Below are 21361 nucleotides of genomic sequence, written 5' to 3' on the forward strand. Positions count from 1 at the left end.
TATTTCTGTCCGCCGACTAAAGGAAAGGGAGTCTTTCCTCAGGGCGATCAACTATGAAAATCCAATTCTTTGAGATCAAAGCTTATCCTATTGTCGATTAACCAATGGGTTAAATCAGAAAAATTATTGAATAACGTTGATTTTTCAGTAATATAGTTGTCCCAAGCTGGACGGTATTGACCATACTCTTTTAAGTGACTGTCGTCATTAAAATACTCGCCAATGTCGCGGGATCGACAGGCTTTCCCCCAATGAGTCGCATAATCCTTTCCAGCAATCCTACTATCAGAGGGAAGAATTTTGTCCAGTCTAGCTTTAACCTTACCATTAACAGTCCCATTGGCGGTCTGACATAGCATGTTACGAGTAATTGTCAAGAAGACTGCCCCTTTGATGACATTTTCGGGAACTTTAGCCCAAACGTTTTTAATACTGGTTAAAGCAAGGGGTAACCTTTTGATTTGTGTGGCATTATGCACTGTACTTCCAATTAAAGTTTTCAAATTTTGTAGATTTGGAAACCCAATCGTATGATCAGCGAGCGTGACATGGGATGACGGGGGTTTTTCGCCCGTATACCATTTCTTTGCCCCAATAATAAAGCACTTTGTATTTTCAGGAGCAGCAGAATCAAGGCTCTGATTTATATCTATACAGCCTGTTCCTATTCCTTGATTGGAATGGGAGCAACAAATAGGAGCCTCCAGGGAAACAGGAACACCGCTTTTTACAATCTGTACATAATGCACTGGGGGATGATTCATGGCTCGAAAGTGGTCAGTTTGTGCTTGAGCGGTATTACTCAATTTTTCAATGTCTTCCTCTAACGGAAAATGGATAAGTTTTTCGGGAAGAGGCAGGGTAAGATTATAGGTTTTATGGCTAAGAAAAAGCCTAAACACGTTTAAAACTTTTCCTAAAGCTTCACGACTGATGGCGTCAAAGTCAAGCATAACAAAATATTTGTTAGCAGAAGACTCTTTATAACGAGGTGTTAAATTAAGAGTTACCTTTAATGGATTAGCTGGCAGCAATGTATTTAAAGTAAGCTTGTAAGTAGCCTCCAGACGCTCATTAAGTTCTTTTCCTTCTTGCGCAGTAATGGGCTCTCCGGTGGCATAACATTTAATTTGTTTCTTACCGCCGGGATTACGCGCTGCATAGCAAGCGACGCGCGCTGCTGTACCATGAAAGAAAGTCATATGAAGATTATTTTTAGCATGCCCGCCTACATGAACGAACAGGGGATCAAAAAACTTTGTTAGAAACGGCCCAGGTGCAACAGCGGCTGAATCAGGGTCAAGCTTTTTATTGAGGGATATTCCTATATAAACACTTGTAGTGTTTGGTAATTGAGCGGCAATGACGGAAGAGCCCCCAAAAATAAGATAAACCCATATAAGAAACCAATACTTCACCAGAATTTTATTCATCAGTATGTCTTCTCCTAATTTGACACATAGACGTAGAATAGGGATATACGGTTAAAAAGAGGTAAATAAGCAATAAAGATTTTTTAGCCTGTTTAGCCCTGTCATTACTTTTGTTATCCATGGCGGAAAGGGGGGCTTATATTAAGGGGATTCCTGTGACGCTTATGCTTATAAGGGGCGAGGATCGTCTACATACTCATAGGCGAGGCGTTGGTCGGCGGCTTTTAACTCTTCATCCCCTTCAATGATGGTTGCTTTCAGGAGAATAACCAATTCAACAATTTCATCTGTTTCTGATTTGCCTGAGGCTAATTTACCAATTCCCCAAATGTCGCCTAACCAAGGAACTTTGCTATCTTCAGCGGCCTTTCGGGATTCCATTAGACCGCCCAATACGGCAATTTTCCCAGATCTGACGCGTAAAACAGAATCAATCTCTCGCACTTCCACAACAGGGATCAGGGATGGTTTGGGGCTTTCACCTTTACCGCCACTGGCCTGAAACGCAATATCAACGGCTGGGTCTGCCACAGACCGATTGAGACGTGATATGGTGGGGCGCAAAGACAGAATAATTTCACCGGTGTCTTCATCGATCGACGGTTGAACGGCCATGACCAACCCAATAGGGACGGTTTGAATATCACTGGCTACATTGACGGACTCACGGTTAATATTGAGATTGTATTGTTTGTCATAACGTAATCGGAAATAAACTTGATTCTGCGCCACTTTAAGAATAGCACTTTGATTATTCAAGACGGTCAAACGGGGGCTGGACAAAGTATTGGTCGCGCCAAATTGTTGAATGGCCTGAAGAATTGCTGAAAAGTCCCCTGTATCAACACCCAAACTTAAAATATCCTGATGCGCATGCATGGGGGCCGTAATTTTACCTTCTTGGGCGATTTTTCCTAAAGGAGCGGCGGCACGGAATACACCCCCCGTCAATTGTTTCCAGTTGATACCGGCTTTGAAATCATCTTTCAAACTGACCTCAATAACTTTGGCTTCAATCAAGACTTGTGTTGTGGTAGCCCGTTTTAAATTATTGAGATACTGAGTTACGGCTCTATGTTGTTTTGCGGTCCCTCTGACGGTAATGACGCCGCCTTGGCGGTGAATGGTAAAGAGGGAAGGGTCGCCTATAATAACTTCGAGATTGCTTTTAAGCTCTGCCCAAAAATTGTTTTCAACTTTGGCGCTGACATTACTATTGGATCCATTATCCACTGTAGCATTGAGGTCGGTGCTATTGGAAAAGACATCGGTTGCAATTGATGTATGGTTATCTGTGGAACGAATAATATTCAACTGTTGGACATTATAGTTATGCGGGAAAGGTGTGTCGACTTCGATCCGAATGGCCTGACCTTTAATAGAGAAACGAAGATTGGCAAGATCACAGATGTCCTTAATAATGTCAATGAATGGTTTTTTATAGGCTGAGAAAACAATCTGTCGGTCAATATCTGGCGTCAACTGAATATCAATCTTATGGCTTTGGGCCAGCGTTAAAAGGGCAGTCTTTAGGGAAAGATTTTCCCCGATCGAAATACTGGCAGGCTGTTTTAACTTTGCTGGGATGTGTTCAATATGTTTTTTTCTTTTACGCACCACGGGTGGCGGTTGACTCACGGCAGGTTCTGATCTAAGGCTATCCAAGGTTGCGCGACTGGCGAATTCATTTTGTGCCCGGGGAGGCTGACACGCAGTTATAAAAAAAACAAATAAAACCCACAAATATTTCATTGTTCTCAGACAGCTTGATTAAACCTGTTCTCTTATGCGGGATTTTATTAAAAACTGTCAAGCGATATGTTGAAAATTATGGCTTGCTGTGGGCAGCGATAGACTCTAAATCTCAACAGTCATCCCACACGCAGCGGCAAAGGTATTAGGGAATTTAAAGCGCGCCTCCATTTCCATGCCATCAATAAATTCATCGGTATGGCTGGGGTCATGATGAAATAGGGCTAATTGTTTGGCGGAAGCCTTTTCTGCCAGGTTACAAGCCATTTGCCAGGTTGAATGACCATAGTCAGCAACGGCACTGAACTCAGAATCGCAATAGGTGCTGTCATAGATCAATAAGTCACAGTATTTGGCAAATTTAACAAACTTATCGAACATTCCTTTTTCGTGCGAGGTGTCGCTCAGGTAAACAATTGATCTGTTGCCCACGATAAGTTTATAGCCACACGCACCCCCAGGATGGTTTAAGGGAATGGTCTGCATAGAAACTGTGTCATTAAGTTGTAAGGATTCGCCGGCGACAAAATCTTTATAAAGACGTCGTGCTTTAAAATCATCCCATTTAACGGGGAAATAGGGCGGGGCAAAAATAGTATTGAGGGCTGTCTTTAAACCTCTAAATTCTAAACTCATTCCACAATATAAGTTAATTTCGAAGGTTGGATCCCAGGATAAAGGAAAAGCAGGAAGGCCACAAATATGATCTAAATGCAAATGAGATAAAAACAAGTGACATCTTTTAATATTTTTATCCTGAATGATTTTTGGCGCGTCAATCAAGCCTGAACCGGCATCAAGAATGAACCATTGGTTATCAACTAGAATGCTTATACAGCTCGTGTGGCCCCCATATTTAGTATGAGTCCGTGAAGAAATGGGAAAGCTGCCCCGTGTGCCATGAAAAAAAATTTGTACCATAATATTTCTGCAAGTATCTCGTCCTTAATTTATAGATTAATACAAAATAATTTAACGATTTATTAATAGGATAAGGTTAAGCTTAAGGTAGGAGTGTTTTATGAGGAGTAGAAAATGTATAAAACTTTACCACAAGGGCAGGCCGATAATAAGAAAGCAGGCTCAAAGAAAAGGATAGCTATTGCGTTGCAAGGAGGCGGTTCCCACGGGGCTTTTTCCTGGGGAGTTTTGGATCGTTTACTTGAAGATGGACGCTTTGAAATTGAAGGGTTAACCGGCACAAGTGCGGGGGGCATGAATGCTGTTGCGGTTGCGCAAGGCTTGATGAAGGGTGGAGCCCAAGGGGCTCGCGATGAACTTAAATCTTTTTGGGAAAAGATTTCTGAATCTGGTAAGAACAGCCCTCTCAATCATCGTGGGGCAATCGACAAAGCCTTGGGTAAGTATACCATGTACCACTCCCCAGGATTTGTGGTTTTTGATTACTTAAGCCGCATGTTCTCCCCTTATGAATTAAATCCATTGCAACTTGATCCCTTGAAAGATGTAATTGCAAACAGTTTTGATTTCGAGGCGTTGCGCCAATTTAAAGGAACAAAACTTTATTTATGTGCTACTCACGTTCGCACAGGTAAGCTGCGTATTTTTGGGTTGGATGAACTTAAGATTGAATGTTTGCTCGCAACAGCTTGCTTGCCAACCATCCACAGTGCCGTTAAGGTCGATGGCGAATACTATTGGGATGGTGGGTTTATTGGTAACCCTGTTTTCTTCCCGTTAATTTATGATTGTGAAACACCGGACATTGTCCTTGTTCAATTAAACCCAACTGTTCGTGACAAATTGCCAACATCTGCCCGCGAGATTGGGGATCGGTTGAATGAAATTACCAATAATGCATCTGTTGTTCGTGAAATGCGCGCAATTTCCTTTATTTCTGATTTAATTGATGACGGCTTGCTGGATGCTAAAAAAACTAAGCGTGTCTTCATGCACTTGATTGAAGATGAAGAAGCCTTTAGCGAGCTTGGCTGGTCTAGTAAGTTGAACACCGAATGGGAATTCTTGACTCATTTGTTTGAAAAAGGCCGTACAGCAGCTGACAAATGGATCAAAGCCAATTATGACAATATTGGTAAAAAGACAACAGCACCCGTACGCGACCACTTTGTGGGTGAAAAGTGGAGCAAGAAGTAAAAGATCGTTACTGAAAGCTCTTTAGAAAACCTCGGCCTTAAGTCCGGGGTTTTTTATATAAAGTTTTAGATCTAGTGCAAGAATTTCAGTAAAGCAGAAAGGTGCCTCAACCTGCGCGTACCATTTTTTAAACTAATCCAGAAAAGGTCAAATTTTATAAAAGTTTTTTGAAGACTAATGGTTAATTTTTACAGACTTTTTACGTAGTTTATTTCTCTTTTTATTTAAAAAATTAAAGTGTCCTTATTAATAGAAAAAGGAGTAAAAAGATGGTAGATCAATTAACGCCGATTGCAATTGAAAAGTATCTTAAAGGAATTAGTTTTCCAGCCTCTAAAAATGACTTGATTAGACAGGCTGAAGATAATCAAGCTCCCGATGCCGTAATTAACGTTTTGGAAGAATTTAGCGACAAAGAGTATAATAGTGTAACTGATGTTGCTCAAGAAGCTAAAAAATCTGAATAATTATTGTTTATTATTTTAAAAAATAATAATTTATTCTACTTCAATAATTAAAGGTAAGAAATCTATGTCGGATTTTTCTGTTCTCCAAAAAGGTAACATCTATTTTTTCTATAGGCCAAAGGTTCAGCATTCATATGCTCACAGCATAGACGATGTACAAGGATTGCTTCTAGTATTTAAGCCAACAGATCTCAATAAATATATTATCTTACGGGTCGGGAAAAAGCGGTTGCCTGAAGCTACTTCTTATTTTGCCTTTGTTGAAAAGGTTTGTTCCACTATTGAAGAGCTTAAAGCTCAATTTAAAGGAGAGCATTATAAAACTGCGACGGAAGGCGAAAGAAAAATGAGTGCAGCTCAATGTGTGGGAGAGGGAAAATATCTTTTTCTTGGTCATGAGCAACATACACATTTATGTTTCCAATTAACGGACTTTGAGGAAACAAATACTTTGCAAAAAGAATTCCATTTGACGGCACAGGCCGACTACCTAATAAGTGTTAAAAACCCGCATACTTCTTCGCCCACGGGGGCTGGTTTGCCGAGGCAGGAAAAAGCAAATTACCCTTTAAATTTACAAAACAATTTTGATGACTATAGATTTATTCCCCTTATCTCTCCTGAGTATTTAAATTATGAAGGGGCTGAGTTTATAATTATTGGAAAAGATAAATCGGATATTGAAGAAGACAACCCAAAAATTCAAGAATGTCTTCACAATATTACCGATGATGACCTACATCAAAATTTTAATCAAATAGAAAATCCTGACAAAGAAGTAGTTAAAATTTTAGGTGAGGATTCTTAAGCTTACCAACTATATTACACTTTACAACAGGTCTAAGTGTAAAAGATTCTTTCTCTCTCTAGAGTTCTATAAGTTCTACGGAATAAATCCTAGAGAGATAAGATTAGGTTAAGAGTATTTACTATCATCATTCAATTAAGGCAATTCTTTCGGCTAGATAAGTATAACCCATTAGCTTAAAAAGATCTTCCTAAGAATATCCCCAATTAAGGTTGAGGATGTATTCTTTCGTTTCAAGAAAGTTACGCTAGATTAATAAGAGGCGTAGGCGTTACTAACAGAGGGATCGTTCCCATCGGAAGGGCTATCGCCGTTAGCGTCAGTGGTGTCGGCAAAATCACCGTAAGTCCCCTCATCACCATAGCCGCTATTCAGTCCAGCTTGTCCATCAGTTTGATCTAAAGAACTGTTACTATCATCGATGGTTGCACCGTAATCGTTCAATGAATTGTCCGTATACTGAGGATTGGTAGCCGCCATTTGGGGAATGGTGGCAGTTTGAGCAGAAGATTGTTGCGTAGCAGGCTGTTGCTGCATCGGTGGTTGTTGTTGAGCGAGTAAGCCATTAAATATATTGCCCATTGTCGCCATCGCAGTGGCGCCTAAAGCATTACCGTTGTCATTATCGTCGGAATCACTGTGGAATATTTCACCACCTCCATTCCCACCATCCCCATACGGTGTATTTGAATATTCTGTAGTCTCATCCGTGGATATGCTGGACTCTCTATTATCCTCATATTGACCGTCAATGCTCTCAGATGACTCATCTCTTGAGTTATCAGGGATAGTATTAGCGGCATTAGACGGACTCCTAACAGTGCTTGCGCCATTGTCGAGTGTCGGCTCTTCGCTTGCCGGCTCCTCCACTGATGGTTGTGAGGGGAGAACCGCCTTAGAGTCAGTATTCTGTTCAGGAGCAGGTTCTTCCTTGGCGGTGCTTGGTGATGGCGTGTTTAAATCGAGAGCGTCCGCTTCTGGGGCAATTATATCTGTCTGTGATGGAACTTCGCTTGCTCCTCTTTCGTCGGAAGGTTGTTGTGCGGGAACCGCTCCCTCTGAACCACTATCTTCATTATTAACTGACTCGTCCTCTGGAGCGTTGTTTGAGCTTAGAGTGTCAGAATTTTGATCCATGGTATCCATAGGTGTTGGCTCTTCACTTGCTGCTACATTTACCGAAGCGCGAGAGGAAGCGCTCATCTTGTCCTCTCCCATCTGATGCTTAACAGGAGCACTGCCGGTAGAGGGACTTAAGGAAGGATTGGTTGAGCCTTCTAGAGGATCTGATTCTTGATCAGCAGTCTCGGCAGGTGCCGGTTCTTCATTTGTTACTGCATCGAAAGATGGTTCTGCAGAAGCAGTTGCGCTCGAATCTGACTCTTGGTCCTCGACAGGTTCTTCTCCGGCAGAGGTATCCATCGATGGGTTGCCTGTAGCGAGCGTATCTGATTCTTGCTCCTCTGTATCTGCACCATAAGTTTCACTTGAACCGAATGAATTGTCTGTTTTTCTAGGACGGGCTAGGAATGCATCTCTAACTGTACTAGCGGCTCTGACAGCATGTTTCGTAACGGTACCGGTCAATCGATTGAAGAGGCTACGTTTTTTCTGAGGTGCCCCTGCAGACATTGGCTCTTCAGGTGCTTCTTCCGATGCTTCTTTGGTTGCTTCTCCCAAGGGAGTTTCCTCTGTAAGTTCTGGCATCGCTGCTCCTGTATCATTGGCCTCTTCTAGGGGGTCTGTTGCCGTGGGTTCTGGCGGAGTTGTTTCTTCTTCAACAGGTGATGAAGTCGCCGTTTTTTCGAGAGTCGCAATCATTGTTTCTAACTCAGCCTTGCGTTTCTCTAGGCGTTTGATATTGTTGCATCCGACCGGGCATTGCTTGCCAATTTTGATGCTTTGATCGATATCCTTGAATGTTTTCATCCGATATGATGGATCATGTTGATGCTTGAGTTCTTCCACCTGTGTATTGAGTTGACGAATATCTGTTCGCAAATCCACTTCATTGTCACAGTTAGGGGTGCATTGGCCCTTCACGCTAGCCGATTGAGACGCAGTCGGATTGCCGTTAACTTTAACTTTAGCAATCTCTGTTTCTAATTGAGCTTTGCGAGTTTCAAGCAATTTAATATTATTACATCCAACAGGGCATTGCTTGCCAATTTTGATGCTTGGATTGATCTCTTTTTCGTATGTTCTCACTTTAAATGTTGGATCTTGAGCAAGCTTTAATTGATCTAACTCAATATTCATTTGACGAATATTGATGCGCAAATCAACTTCATTATCACAGTTAGGAGTACACTGTCCTTTTAGGCGTTGCGGTTGTGATGCTTCCTCATTTACAGACGCTGGGGTAGTTGTCGCGAGATTCTGTTCCTTTGCTTTAAGATCAGCCAATTCTTTTTCAAAGCGTTGAACTTGCTTTTCTGCTTGGATGATTTGTGGGCAAGAGGTGTCGCATTTGCCTATGAAACGGCGAATATCAACAGGTCGAATGCTTTTCTTTTGATAACTTGGGTTTTGACGTTTATGCTCATTCTCAATTTCAAGTTGGATCTTATAAGCTGCTTCTAGCTTTTCACCCAGATCAAAGCAATTCTTCGGGCACTTTTCGCCTGCTTGAGTAGCTTTAGCTGCCGGGCCTGCTTTGGCATTGAGGTCAGCCAAATCTTTTTCATACTTATCCACTTGACGTTGAATGCCGGTAATTTGTGGACAGGATGTGTCACACATTCCTTTAAATTGAGCGACATTAACCGGGTTAATCTTCTTCTTTTGATACTTTGGATTTAGGCTGAACTGCTTGTCTTCAATCTGGACGCGCAGATCATGAATGTGTTGCAGCATCACACCCGCTTCATGGCAATTCTTTGGACACTTTTCGCCTGTTTGCGTTGGTTTAGCTGCTGGGCTTGCTTTGGCATTGAGGTCAGCCAAATCTTTTTCATACTTGTCCACTTGACGTTGAATGCCGGTAATTTGTGAACAGGATGTGTCACACGTTCCTTTAAATTGAGCGACATTAACCGGGTTAATCTTTTTCTTTTGATACTTTGGATTTAGGCTGAACTGTTTGTCTTCAATTTTAACACGCAAGTCATGAATGTGCTGCAGCATCACGCCCGCTTCATGGCAATTCTTTGGACATTTTTCGCCTGTTTGCGTCGGTTTAGCTTGGTTCTGAGTAGCTTTTCCTGCCGGCGTCACGCCTGCTTTGGCATTGAGGGCAGCTAAATCTTTTTCATACTTGTCCACTTGGCGTTGAATGCCGGTAATTTGTGGACAGGATTTCTCACAAGTTCCCTTAAACTGAGCGACATTAACCGGGTTAATCTTCTTCTTTTGATACTTTGGATTTAGGCTAAGCTGTTTGTCTTCAATTTTAACACGCAAGCCATGAATGTGCTGCAGCATCACGCCCGCTTCATGGCAATTTTTTGGACATTTTTCAGCTGTTGGAGTTGGTTTAGTTTTCTTTGCCGTTGTATTGTGGGTGGCCATTGTGGCGGCAGGGTGGGCTGCATTGGCAGTTTCGCGGGGAGCTCCTGTTTTGGCTGAGGATTTTGGACGTGCTTTTTTGGCTTGAGTCAATGGTTGATGATTTTTATTGTCCACGGTAGTGGCGGCTGCCATAGATTGCTCACTTATAAAAAGACTTACCAGTGCTAAAATTACTTTATTCATTACCTCAATCCATTCCATTAGAAATTCTCAGTACTAAGTATGAGGAGTAATTTTTTAAAATATAGTTAACGACCGCCCATAATTTTCTGAATTTTTTGAAGGCTGTTTAGTCGACCTCGAGAAAATCTTGCGATGCTGAGAACAATCGATTAAACTTTGGAATAACACACAAATATATAATGAGATGATGATGCAATCCTCAGTAAATAAACTTCTTCTAGCATTGGCTACAACCCTTTTAATCTCTTGTTCTGATAAGGATGATGATGCGTTTGCTAAAATGCCGGTTGGGGAACTTTATAGGACTGCTAAAAGCCAAATGGACAGTGGCAGTTATAATCTAGCAGCTAAAACATTTGCTGAGGTGGAACGCCAACACCCTTATTCAGAGTGGTCCTTAAAGGCACAGCTGATGTCGGCTTATTGTTATTATGAAGCCAAAAAATATAATGAGGCAATTGAAGGCTACAACGTCTTTATTCAATTGCACCCGGGCCACGAAAACATCCCCTATGCTTATTATATGGTGGGATTGTGTTATTACGAGCAAATCCCAACGGTTCACCGTGATCAAACTGTAACGGAAAAAGCCCAAGAAGCCTTTCGCGAAGTTATGAACCGTTTCCCCGACAGCCCCTATGCGCGGGATGCAAAGTTTAAGATGGATTTGTTGCGAGACCATTTAGCGGGTAAGGAAATGGATGTTGGTCGTTATTATTTGCGCCAACGGTCCTACCTTGCAGCCGTGAATCGTTTTAAAGAAATTGTTGATCGTTTCCAAACAACGTCTCACGTGCCAGAAGCGTTGCATCGGATGGTCGAATGCTATTTGGCTTTAGGTTTGCCGGAACAAGCTCAACAGATAGCAGCCATTTTGGGACACAATTTCCCCGGTAGCCCTTGGTATGCTGATACTCATGCCTTGATAATGGATAAAAATCCAAAGGTCGTCTTACCAAAAAAACAAGCCCTTAAGGCAGATACAAAACCCGAACATAAAACGACGGATCCTAAACCGCCAGTTAAATAATCAAACTGGATAGAGGGGGAGACTATGCTTAATACGCTGATAATTCAGAACTTTGTTATTATTGACTCTCTCAATTTATCCTTTGCTAAAGGCATGACAGCTTTAACAGGGGAAACGGGGGCTGGTAAATCAATTTTATTGGATGCTTTGGGAATAATTTTGGGGCATCGCAGTGATGTAGCGTTAATTCGTAAAGGGTGTGATCAAGCCTTCCTGTCCGCAGAATTTTCTTTGTCGGCCAATCACCCTGCCTTAACCTTGTTGCAGGAACAAGGAATTCCGGGATCAGAAACTTTAATGATCAGACGCAGCCTAGCCAATAATGGCAAAAATCGAGCGTTGGTTAATGATCAGCCTGTTACAGTTACCTTTTTACGATCCTTAGGGGATCTATTGGTCGAGGTTCATGGCCAATTTGATCGTCTGATGGATGTTTCTTCTCACCGTCGAATTTTAGATGATTATTTGGATCAACCAAATTTGAAAAATGCTGTGCGAATGGCTTATGGCGTATGGCAGGAAGCAGTGGCGGCTCAAAGTCAAGCCGAAGAGCGTCTTGATCACCTCAAGCGTCATGAGGATTTTTTGCGTTATCAGCTTAAAGAAATAGAGGCTTTGTCGCCCGACGAGGGAGAGGAGGAACAATTACTTGAAAAACGTCAGTCTTTGCTGGGGATTTCAAAGTTATTTGAATCTGTCGGATTAGCGCATGGCTGTCTGCAGCAAGCAGAGGTTTTATCAGCCCTTCAAACTGCGTATCGTTCTTTGCAAAAACACCCAGCTGGTGGGAATGATCATATCGATCAAGCGACTGTTGCCCTGGAGAAAGCCTGGAGTGAGACCACTGAAGCAATGGCTCAACTCGAAGAAATTTTAGGACAGGTAGATGATCAGCCGCAGCAATTACAGCGCATAGATGACAGGTTGCATGCCTTACGAGCGATCGCTCGTAAGCATAATGTGACGACAACGGATTTGCCGCAATTTTATACCCAACTCAAACAAGACTTGGATGATTTGGATCAAGCGGAAACGCGTGCAGTAGAACTGGCACGGCAAACAAATCGCTGCAAGCAAGAATTCTTAGCTCAAGCGCAAACTTTATCGAAGGCGAGAACCGAGAAGGCCCTTGAATTAAGTGCTGCTGTTATGTCAGAGCTGCCGGAATTAAAACTGCCGAATGCTAAATTTTCCATTAGTTTAACTCCCCTCGAGGAAGCATCTTGGTCAGAGCAAGGCATAGACAAGATTAACTTTTTAGTCGCCATGAATAAGGGACAAGATTGGCATCCCTTAGAAAAAGCGGCCTCAGGCGGGGAGTTGGCACGCCTGATGCTAGCCTTAAAAGCAATTTTAGCCACTCGCTCTACTGTGAGCACAATTGTTTTTGACGAAATTGATATTGGGGTGGGCGGGGCTGTTGCAGCGGCTTTGGGACAGCGATTATCCCGCTTGGCGCAGCATATGCAGGTCTTGACGATTACTCATTCTCCCCAGGTCGCGGCAACAGCAGATGCACATTTTCAGGTCAGTAAGGAAGATCGGGGTAGCCAAGTTTTAACGAATGTGATTCAATTACCTTTAGCGCGGCGCCACGAAGAAATAGCCCGCATGTTATCAGGAGAGGTTATTACCGATGAAGCCAGAGCTGCCGCTAGAAGTTTACTTGCCCGATTCGGGTAATACTGATGATTCTGCATCGATTGCAGTGGATTGTTTAACCCGTGAGCAAGCCGCTAAAGAGCTTGCTCGATTGGCTGGAACGATTGCGTATCACGATCGGCTTTACTTCCAAGAAGATACCCCAGAAATTAGCGATGCAGCGTATGATTCTCTTGTGGTTCGTAATCGCCAGATTGAATCCCGTTTTCCTGATTTGCGTCGCGAAGACAGTCCTTCAAAACGGGTGGGAGCCCCTGTCTCTAAAGGATTTAAAAAAGTAAAACATCGGGTACCGATGCTATCTCTTGAAAACGCTTTCAGTGCGGAAGATGTAGCTAATTTCTTTGATCGGGCGCGCCGATTTTTGTCCTTAGGGACGACCCAAACTTTTGATATTGTCGCTGAACCTAAGATTGATGGGCTATCGGCGGCTCTCCATTATCAAAATGGTAAATTGCGTTTAGCTGCAACGCGCGGTGATGGCAGTGAGGGAGAAGATATTACGGCTAATGTCCATCAAATAGCGACTGTTCCTCAAATCTTGCAGGGAGAGAATATCCCAGAGAGTTTAGAGGTTCGAGGTGAAATTTACATGAATCGCGCCGATTTCTTTACCTTAAACCAGCAGCGTGTTCAAGAGGGGGAGGCGGAATTCGCCAATCCACGCAATGCTGCTGCCGGCTCGGTGCGCCAACTGGATGCTTCTGTAACAGCACGCCGTCCTTTACGATTTTTTGCTTATTACTATGAAGCTATTTCGGGTGATACAACGGCGACTCACTATGAATGCCTTCAAAATTTAAAAAAGTGGGGGTTTTCTGTCACGCCAGAGATTCGCCTCTGTCACTCATTGACTCAGCTTGAGGAATTTTATACGACAATTAATGGTAAAAGAGCTGAAATTGCTTATGATATTGACGGTGTTGTGTATAAAGTCGATAATCTAGCGTGGCAGCGGCGTTTAGGCAGTGTAGGGCGGACTCCGCGCTATGCGGTAGCACACAAGTTTGAGGCGGAAAAGGCTGAGACGATTTTAGAAGAGATTAACATCCAAGTGGGACGGACAGGGGTTTTAACGCCGGTCGCTCATTTGAAACCAGTGACAGTCGGGGGTGTTGTGGTGTCAAGAGCGACGCTCCATAATGCCGATGAAATTGTCCGTAAAGGAGTACGGGTCGGAGACCATGTGATTGTCCAGCGGGCCGGCGATGTGATCCCCCAAGTAGTATCGGTCGTTACTGAAAAACGCCCAGCCAATTCTAGCGAATTTGTGTTTCCCAGCTGTTGTCCGGCCTGCGGTGGTGAAGTTGTTCACACACACGGAGAAGTGGCACGCCGCTGTATGAATGGGCTACTATGCCCAGCCCAAGCGGTTGAACGTCTGAAACACTTTGTATCTCGCGATGCCTTTGATATCGAAGGATTGGGCAGTCGTAATATCGAATCATTTTATCAGGACAAGCTGATTCACTCACCGGTGGATATTTTCACTCTGGAAGAGCGGGATAAAGTATCTTTGACGCCGTTGAGAGCTTTGGAAGGGTGGGGGTCTCAATCCGCCAATAATTTGTTTGAAGCTATTAATGAAAGCCGTAAGATTAATTTGGATCGCTTTATTTATGCCTTGGGCATTCCCCAAATTGGCAGTGTTACAGCTAAATTACTAGCAAAGCATTATAGAACCTTAGCGACTTTATTAACCGCGATGCATCAAGCGCAAAATCACACTTCGGATGCCTATCAGGATTTGCTAAGTTTGGATGGAATTGGCCAGAATATGGCCGAAGATTTGCTTGGTTTTTTCCATGAACCACATAATCTCGACATTATTCATAAACTCCACAGCCATTTGATTATTCCTGAATTTATTGTTGAGACGTTGTCACACTCAGTTTTATCTAATAAAACCATTGTCTTTACAGGAACGTTGGAAAAAATGAGTCGTGCTGAGGCAAAGGCAACCGCGGAGCGATTAGGGGCTAAGGTGGCGGGTTCTGTTTCTAAGAAAACGAACTTTGTGGTGATGGGGGCTGATGCGGGTAGTAAGGCCAAAGCCGCCGCCGAATTAGGTGTTGAAATCCTCAATGAAGATCAATGGATTGAGCTCTGTCAAAGTTTAGGGAAAAAATAGATCGGTTTTATTGCCAAGTTATACTAGGACGCTGATAATCCAAAAAGCCTACAAAACTTACTTATATTCCCTGCCTCTTTCCTCTAAGTAGAATCTCGTATTTTTTCCCGGATATTACTTAGCTCTATTCTTATCATTATGGTACTCCCTAGGTTGATTTCTTTCCCTTATATCTAAAATAGTCAACCTAGGTCTTAATTTTTATACTTTAATCTGAGTCTGAAATTTCTGATATCTCTGAAATGTCTGATATATCGGATATATCGGATATATCTGACAGGTCTGAACTAGAAGAAGATGATCTTTTAGCAGAAAGCTGTTGCCCTTCATTCTCCTGCTTATGTTCTCTATATTTTCTCTGACCTCTATCCTTTTTAGGTTCTTTGCCCTTTCCTGGTTCTTTTACTTTTTTCCGTGCTTTATCCTTATCTTGTCTTTTATCTACCGCCCTCTTTACTTTACTATTACATTCTTTATCATGGCATTTTCCATTCCTATGAAACTTTCGATGCTCATGACACTCACTAGACGCATGGTAGGTTCCATTTTCTTCCTCAGCAGAAGCTTTTCTCAAAAATGCTCTATATTTTTTATGCTTTTCTGAGGTCCAGCGAGTCGCAAGGTTAAGTTTAGTTTTCTCCTCTGGGTGGCCTCCCTGATGAACACCAATTAGACATTTTCTTCCATTCATTTCAGCCCATACAGCGCCTCCACTTTGTCCAGGACTTGTATCTAATTCATAATAAATAAGAGAAGAAGTAAGTTCTTTAATAGCACCTGTTACTGCATACAGATCATGGGGATACTCTTCTGGATATCCTACCACATTAATTACACGACCTTGTAAGAAAGCATCATTATGAGTAACTAATTCGAACCACTTAGGAAGATCTCCTTTTCTCTCTGCCTGATCGTTATTATCTTTATGTATTGTGTCTACCACTTTGTCTTCTAAATATAACAGAGCCCAGTCATGTGCTGAAGGATAATGCTCATCTCTTTTATATTCTTGAGGATAATAGAAATTCACTACTTTGAATTTTCCATAGGACTCTCTTCCACACTTACCTGGATAAAAGCAAAAATCTTCATCAGTTACTTTAGCCTCACACCTTTTTTCTTGATTGTAGAGCACATGAGCAGCAGTTAAAATTATATTTGGACCCACAAGTGTTGCAGAACCTCCATTTAATATTGGCTCTCCCCTATCATTAAGGAGAAGATTTCCCTGCTTATCATATAAGTGACATTCGATTTCACCAAAAAAATAATTGGGATATTCTTTTGTATGAGTTATTTTATAGCGTGCATTAAAGTTTGGAGTTTTTTCATGGCGCACTTCTGCCCTGCTTTTCGGGGGGGAGTCACCTGAAGGGGAGTCCATTGCTAATAATGAATATGGAGTACTATATAAAAATAGTATTAAAATATTTTACTAAAAAATTTCATTTTTTACCTTCTTAACTTTATATTGATGTGATGCTCCTCATAGTAGGAACAGGCAATAGTCCCTAAAGATATTTATTCTTAACCTATTCCTAACTAGGTTGATTTAATGCGTTAACAGTTAAGCAAAAAAGAGTAAAAATTTTGCCTTTTTTTACTCTAACTGCAGCAACTGCGATTGAGTAAAAGCATAATTATAAAAACAATAGAAAATATTATTAAGATGATAGTATTGAACCTTTAACACTCTAAAGCATAGTTCTATATTTTATTAGCTATTAGAAGCTGAGGGGTAATGTCTATCAACACTCTTTTCGTATTTCTTTTATGTCTGGTAGTTAATTGAGAGGATGCAATGCATTCGTCCACACTATCTGATACAAGCTAAGAAAACTAATCTGTGGGGGAACCAGAAATGAAAAGCTTAACTTCTCTCTTTCTGGTTGTAATGCATAGGCTGAAAACCAAAATTGGAGCCTCTTTACTAAAACTTCACTATTTTTGAGTCATATGGACGCTGCCATCCCACTCTTTAGGAGGAGGGGTTTTTAAATATTCACGGCAGCGCTCAGCATAAATCTGGAGGGTTAGATCCACATTATTGATCGGTGTTATTGATTCAAACAGCGCTAAGGCATCTTCCCATTGCCGTGTTAAAAATAGTTTGTATGCTTGTTCGAAATTAGCACAGAATTCAAGCTGTTCGTCCGTTGGCAGTAAGGAATTATCTTCTTTTATTTGGGCAATCAATTCATAAATTCTGACCGCTTTATTTTTCCCTTTCACAGCAACACGATCGAGGGGGCGCATTAAAAATGAGTCTTTCACCCGATCATAAACATCTTCACTGACGATAATTTGTGTTCCGTAATATTTATTCAGGCCTTCCAAGCGTGAGCATAAGTTAACACTATCTCCAATAGCTGTGTAATTCATGCGTTCAGACGACCCAATATTACCAATAATTACCTCCCCTAAATGCAGACCAATGCGAGTATTAAATACAGGGAAACCGCCGCGTTTCCAAATACGGTTTAATTCTGACAAGCGGTGCTGGCATAATAAAGCTGCTCGGCAGGCATTATAGGCATGATGACGATCGGGGATGGGTGCTCCCCAAAATGACATGATCGCATCCCCAATGTACTTATCAACCGTACCGTTATTAGCCATGATGATACTCGTTAGTTCTTCAAAGTATTCAGAGAGGTGGACGACCAGTTTGTCAGGGGTAAGGGACTCTGAAACACTCGTAAAACCAGCGATATCTGTAAACATTAAGGTGACTTCTTTAGACTTACCACCGATATGAATACTCTGTTTCCGGTTAATTAGCTTTCGAACTAAGGCTTTTGGAATATAATAAGAAAATGACTGCATCGTCATTTTTAAGGAACCAATCGCTTGTGACAATTCAGAAATTTCTTTAATTCTTGAATCAATGGAAACTTTGCCACTTAAGTTAAGGTCTTGGATTTTTTTAGCTTCTTCAGCCAAAAAGATAATAGGTTTAGAGATACGACGGGCTAATCCATACGCCAACATAAAAGCAATCAGAAGAATAACCAATGAATAGAGCAGAGTGTTATTTCTATTTTTCTTGATCTGCATCACGAAATCATCGAGGGGAGAGATAACAACAACTTTCCAATTGTTCTGGAATAGTTTAGGAAATTCCTCAAAAGCCGCAATATATTCATTCCCTTGGTAAGAAAAATGTAGGAAGTTTTCTTTACCATTTTCAAAGTCATATTGCTGTATCGCCGTTGTTAAAACTGGATCTCCTAAATCTGTCACAGTTAAAAGCTTGTAATTATAGTCTTTAACAATAACATTGGGTTGAGATTTAGAATTGGCGACAATCTGGTTCTTTCCATCAAATATATAAGCGACAGCATTATTACTAATTTTAGCCTGCTTTAATACATCAGAAAAACTTTTCAAACTAATGTCAGCTGCAAAAACCCCTTTAAACACGCCTTTTTCATCAATAATAGATTGGGAAGCAGTAATGCCAGCTTCTCCCCGCAAGGTGGATGCAAACACATAGATATTACTCCATTGCAGCAATTGACTTTTAGATGTATTAACGTACCAATCCCTTTTTCTGTGATCATAGCCGGTTTTTTCCCCAACTCGGCTGGGTAAAGTCTCTTTGCCATCAACCACATATGTCCAAATTTCATTAACATCCTTAACGGTCGACTCTTTCGGTTCAGGCTTATCTTCATGACTGATAACTTTAATAACACTGGTCGCATTTTCTGGAAGTTTTGAGCCTAAGGTAACAATATAGGGTGCAACTGTTTGGGGAAGGCTGACTTCGAAAAAATATCCTTCGGGCGTTCCGAAATAGAGCGTTGTTAAGTGGGAATAGGAGTGCAACGTTGATGTAATGGAATTAATGTAATTAATATTTTTGGTTACTTTGTTTAAATCCGTATTACTCAGGAGCGGCGTGTAAACATTAATGCTTGTTTCGGCTTCTTCTAAGGCTTTGACAATTTTATCTTTTAAAACCACCGATGAGTTTTGCAAGTAAATTTGTGCCTGATCAAAAATAGTTTTGGTATTGCTGTAATAGGTATAGCCGATGATCAATAAAATCGATACCGATAGAATGGCCAGAGATTCAAATAAAATATCACTCTGCAGCTTTCTTTTTTTGGTGAAGAACTCTTTGCATTTTCCAAAAGATAATAGATATTTTATGCTATTCCATATATTCATCATTCTAATCCACTTTTGTCTTTTTCACGTATATAAAAAATATTTGGCACACGGTAATAGTAAATTAAAATCCGCGTTAATAAGGCAGCCACGATTGTGACCATAACTGAGATTTTAATTTTGATAGGGTCGACATCATTGACAATTGTTATCAAGTAGACGGAGAAGGCTCCCCCCCAGAAAATTGCAATTTCAGGGTATAAAGGCCCATGAATTGCCCCCACTCGAGCTTCTTTGGCAACAATGTCTCTAAGGATGCCGCCGCCGGCCCCTGTTAAGAAGGCAAAAAATGGTCCCCATAACCATAAAGGATCAGCTTTCACAATAAGGCTAACGAGCACCCCTGTTACGGTGAATGCTGCGAGTCCTATCGCATCAGTTACCATCAAACAAACTTCAAATATCCTGGGTGAAAAATATTTCTTATGAGAATATTTTCTCAAAAAATTCAAATTATAAGAGGCGAGTTTAGCCAAGATGAATCCCACAACAACAATAGTGATAACCAAAAGAATATAAAAACTTGCTTGCATGAACCATACCGGGTAGCGGCCGAAGATCACATCGCGCAAAACACCCCCGCCAAAGGAAGGGAGTAAGGCTAAAATGAAGGTGCCAAATAAGCTAGCATTGCATCGGTAGGCCACCACCAATCCTGACAGAGCAAAAGCAATAATTCCAATAATCTCGATAAAATAGAACCAATCTGTTTCTGTAGTTTCTAGCAATAAAACAGGGTATAAATACCATGATACAATTTTAGTGTATTCAGAGCTATTCTTAATGCTCTGAATGGATTTATTGATTTCCTTATATTGTTCTTCTGTTATTTTCTTTTTACTCATAAGGATATAAATAGGCGCTTTGATGTGCAGGTTTTTTTCTGCCACCTCCCGCCCAACATTTTGTCGCCAAATGATGGTGCTGCCCACAATTCGATCAGCAATAAAACCTTGAATTTTGCCTGTTAACAAGAAATTCAAATTAACCGTATCGGTATCTGATCTTACAATAATGTCCTCGTTTTTAGGATCGTTAATGAAGTTATTAAGGACGGGGCTGGCATATTGATATTTATCGATGACACCAATTTTCAAGTTATGTTGACGGGCATAGGCTAAAAATCCTTCAACATTATCAAATTTCATTTTTGCCATATCGCGTCGTCGGACAAACAAAGAATTTTCTTCAAATCGATACGGTTCAGAAATATAAAAATCTTTCGCTCTTTGCTCAGAATAAAAAGCCCCCATCGCATAGGCGCGGGCTCCTGTTTTTAAATCTTCTTGATGTTGTTTCCATGAAACGGGCGTTATCTGAACTTCCAAGCCTGCTTTTTTCATGATGAGTTTTTGCAGCTCAATATCCAATCCCGTTAAAGACGTTTGATCTGACGGAATTTTTAAATATTGATAAGGATCCCACGGATACCAGCCACCAATTAATGTAAAATCGGAGGTAGAGTATTTTGTCTCATTGGCATTTGTTTGAAGTCCTCCCAAACTAATACCAAGAGCCATAAAACAACAAATGATCGTTTTTTTAAAGTAACTCATTTTTTAACTTATTATCCCCATCTACTAGAATAGCTTTAGGTTTAAAGTCTGCCGCATCTTGAAGGTCTACATTGGCGTAAGCAATAATGATAACGATATCGTCAGGAGAGGCTAATCGAGCAGCAGCGCCATTAAGACAAATTGTTCCGCTGCCCCGTTCCCCTTCAATAACATAGGTCACAAAGCGCTGTCCGTTGTTGACGTTCACAATATGGACTTGTTCATATAAAAATAGCCCCGCGGCATCAATTAAATCTCGATCAATCGTAATTGAGCCGATGTAATTCAAGTTCGCTTCTGTCACTGTTGCACGATGGATTTTTGTCCGCATTAAACAAACGGAAGTACTCATTCTTTTTCTCCCTTTTCTCTATAAGTTTAGTATGGTGACCCACTTATTAAGATAGAGTTAAAGGAACGGGCGTCATGGTGTTTTTTAAATTAATTTTGTAAAAATATATATTTATTGAAGCTTTAAGGCTGCGGAAAAGGAGAATTATCTTTATTCCTTGGCTAAAATAAGCTAAATTTTTAT

At 41.2% G+C, this 21361-nt stretch carries 14 protein-coding genes; 6 read left to right on the forward strand and 8 right to left on the reverse strand.

Annotation, left to right across the window (positions count from 1 at the left end):
- Window positions 1–47 precede the first annotated feature (47 nt).
- The 3 genes from ID47_RS10945 to ID47_RS10955 form a co-directional block, all read right to left on the reverse strand.
- The gene (locus tag ID47_RS10945) at window positions 48–1433 is read right to left on the reverse strand and encodes a hypothetical protein (RefSeq protein ID WP_038466540.1); all 1386 of its coding nucleotides are present in this window, start codon (window positions 1431–1433) and stop codon (window positions 48–50) included.
- Window positions 1434–1601: 168 nt separating this feature from the next.
- A complete protein-coding gene (locus ID47_RS12100) occupies window positions 1602–3185 on the reverse strand; it encodes a type II secretion system protein GspD (protein ID WP_051908859.1) in 1584 nt (527 codons plus the stop codon).
- Between the two features lie 105 nt (window positions 3186–3290).
- Entirely contained in the window at window positions 3291–4106 is an 816-nt protein-coding gene (locus ID47_RS10955; RefSeq protein WP_038466543.1) for an MBL fold metallo-hydrolase, read from the reverse strand.
- A 114-nt stretch (window positions 4107–4220) separates the two neighbouring features.
- On the opposite strand from ID47_RS10955, the gene ID47_RS10960 reads away from it, so the two are divergent.
- The 3 genes from ID47_RS10960 to ID47_RS10970 all read left to right on the forward strand — a co-directional run bounded on the left by ID47_RS10960 (window position 4221) and on the right by ID47_RS10970 (window position 6578).
- The gene (locus tag ID47_RS10960; RefSeq protein ID WP_038466546.1) at window positions 4221–5303 is read left to right on the forward strand and encodes a patatin-like phospholipase family protein; all 1083 of its coding nucleotides are present in this window, start codon (window positions 4221–4223) and stop codon (window positions 5301–5303) included.
- Window positions 5304–5572: 269 nt separating this feature from the next.
- Window positions 5573–5770 carry a DUF2795 domain-containing protein gene (locus tag ID47_RS10965; protein ID WP_038466549.1) on the forward strand — a complete coding sequence of 66 codons (198 nt, stop codon included), beginning with the start codon at window positions 5573–5575 and terminating at the stop codon, window positions 5768–5770.
- A gap of 64 nt (window positions 5771–5834) precedes the next feature.
- Window positions 5835–6578, forward strand: coding sequence for a hypothetical protein (locus ID47_RS10970; RefSeq protein ID WP_038466552.1), 744 nt, complete (start codon window positions 5835–5837; stop codon window positions 6576–6578).
- Between the two features lie 252 nt (window positions 6579–6830).
- Here ID47_RS10970 and ID47_RS10975 read toward each other — a convergent pair whose 3' ends face one another.
- Window positions 6831–10271: a hypothetical protein gene (locus tag ID47_RS10975; protein WP_038466555.1), complete on the reverse strand. Its 3441-nt coding sequence runs from the start codon at window positions 10269–10271 to the stop codon at window positions 6831–6833.
- A gap of 184 nt (window positions 10272–10455) precedes the next feature.
- Here ID47_RS10975 and ID47_RS10980 point away from each other — a divergent pair, with 184 nt between their 5' ends.
- Genes ID47_RS10980 through ligA form a run of 3 tightly spaced genes read left to right on the forward strand, consistent with a single transcriptional unit; the run spans window position 10456 to window position 15094 of the window.
- A complete protein-coding gene (locus tag ID47_RS10980) occupies window positions 10456–11301 on the forward strand; it encodes an outer membrane protein assembly factor BamD (protein WP_084676025.1) in 846 nt (281 codons plus the stop codon).
- Window positions 11302–11325: 24 nt separating this feature from the next.
- Complete coding sequence (gene recN / locus ID47_RS10985) at window positions 11326–12984, forward strand: DNA repair protein RecN (RefSeq protein ID WP_038466561.1); 1659 nt, start codon at window positions 11326–11328, stop codon at window positions 12982–12984.
- Window positions 12938–15094, forward strand: coding sequence for an NAD-dependent DNA ligase LigA (ligA, locus tag ID47_RS10990; protein WP_038466564.1), 2157 nt, complete (start codon window positions 12938–12940; stop codon window positions 15092–15094). The genes recN and ligA overlap by 47 nt, the downstream gene beginning before the upstream one ends.
- A 208-nt stretch (window positions 15095–15302) precedes the next feature.
- On the opposite strand, the gene ID47_RS10995 is transcribed toward ligA, so the two are convergent.
- From ID47_RS10995 to panD, 4 genes are all read right to left on the reverse strand, one after another.
- Complete coding sequence (locus ID47_RS10995; RefSeq protein WP_198022298.1) at window positions 15303–16433, reverse strand: trypsin-like serine peptidase; 1131 nt, start codon at window positions 16431–16433, stop codon at window positions 15303–15305.
- Between the two features lie 602 nt (window positions 16434–17035).
- On the reverse strand, window positions 17036–19273 hold the full coding sequence (locus ID47_RS11000; protein WP_038466569.1) for an adenylate/guanylate cyclase domain-containing protein: 2238 nt from the start codon (window positions 19271–19273) through the stop codon (window positions 17036–17038).
- Complete coding sequence (locus ID47_RS11005; RefSeq protein WP_038466572.1) at window positions 19270–20826, reverse strand: TRIC cation channel family protein; 1557 nt, start codon at window positions 20824–20826, stop codon at window positions 19270–19272. Before ID47_RS11005 ends, ID47_RS11000 begins: the two co-directional genes overlap by 4 nt.
- Entirely contained in the window at window positions 20813–21178 is a 366-nt protein-coding gene (gene panD, locus ID47_RS11010; protein WP_038466575.1) for an aspartate 1-decarboxylase, read from the reverse strand. Before panD ends, ID47_RS11005 begins: the two co-directional genes overlap by 14 nt.
- Window positions 21179–21361 lie beyond the last annotated feature (183 nt).

This window comes from Candidatus Paracaedibacter acanthamoebae, assembly GCF_000742835.1.
Classification (GTDB): domain Bacteria; phylum Pseudomonadota; class Alphaproteobacteria; order Paracaedibacterales; family Paracaedibacteraceae; genus Paracaedibacter; species Paracaedibacter acanthamoebae.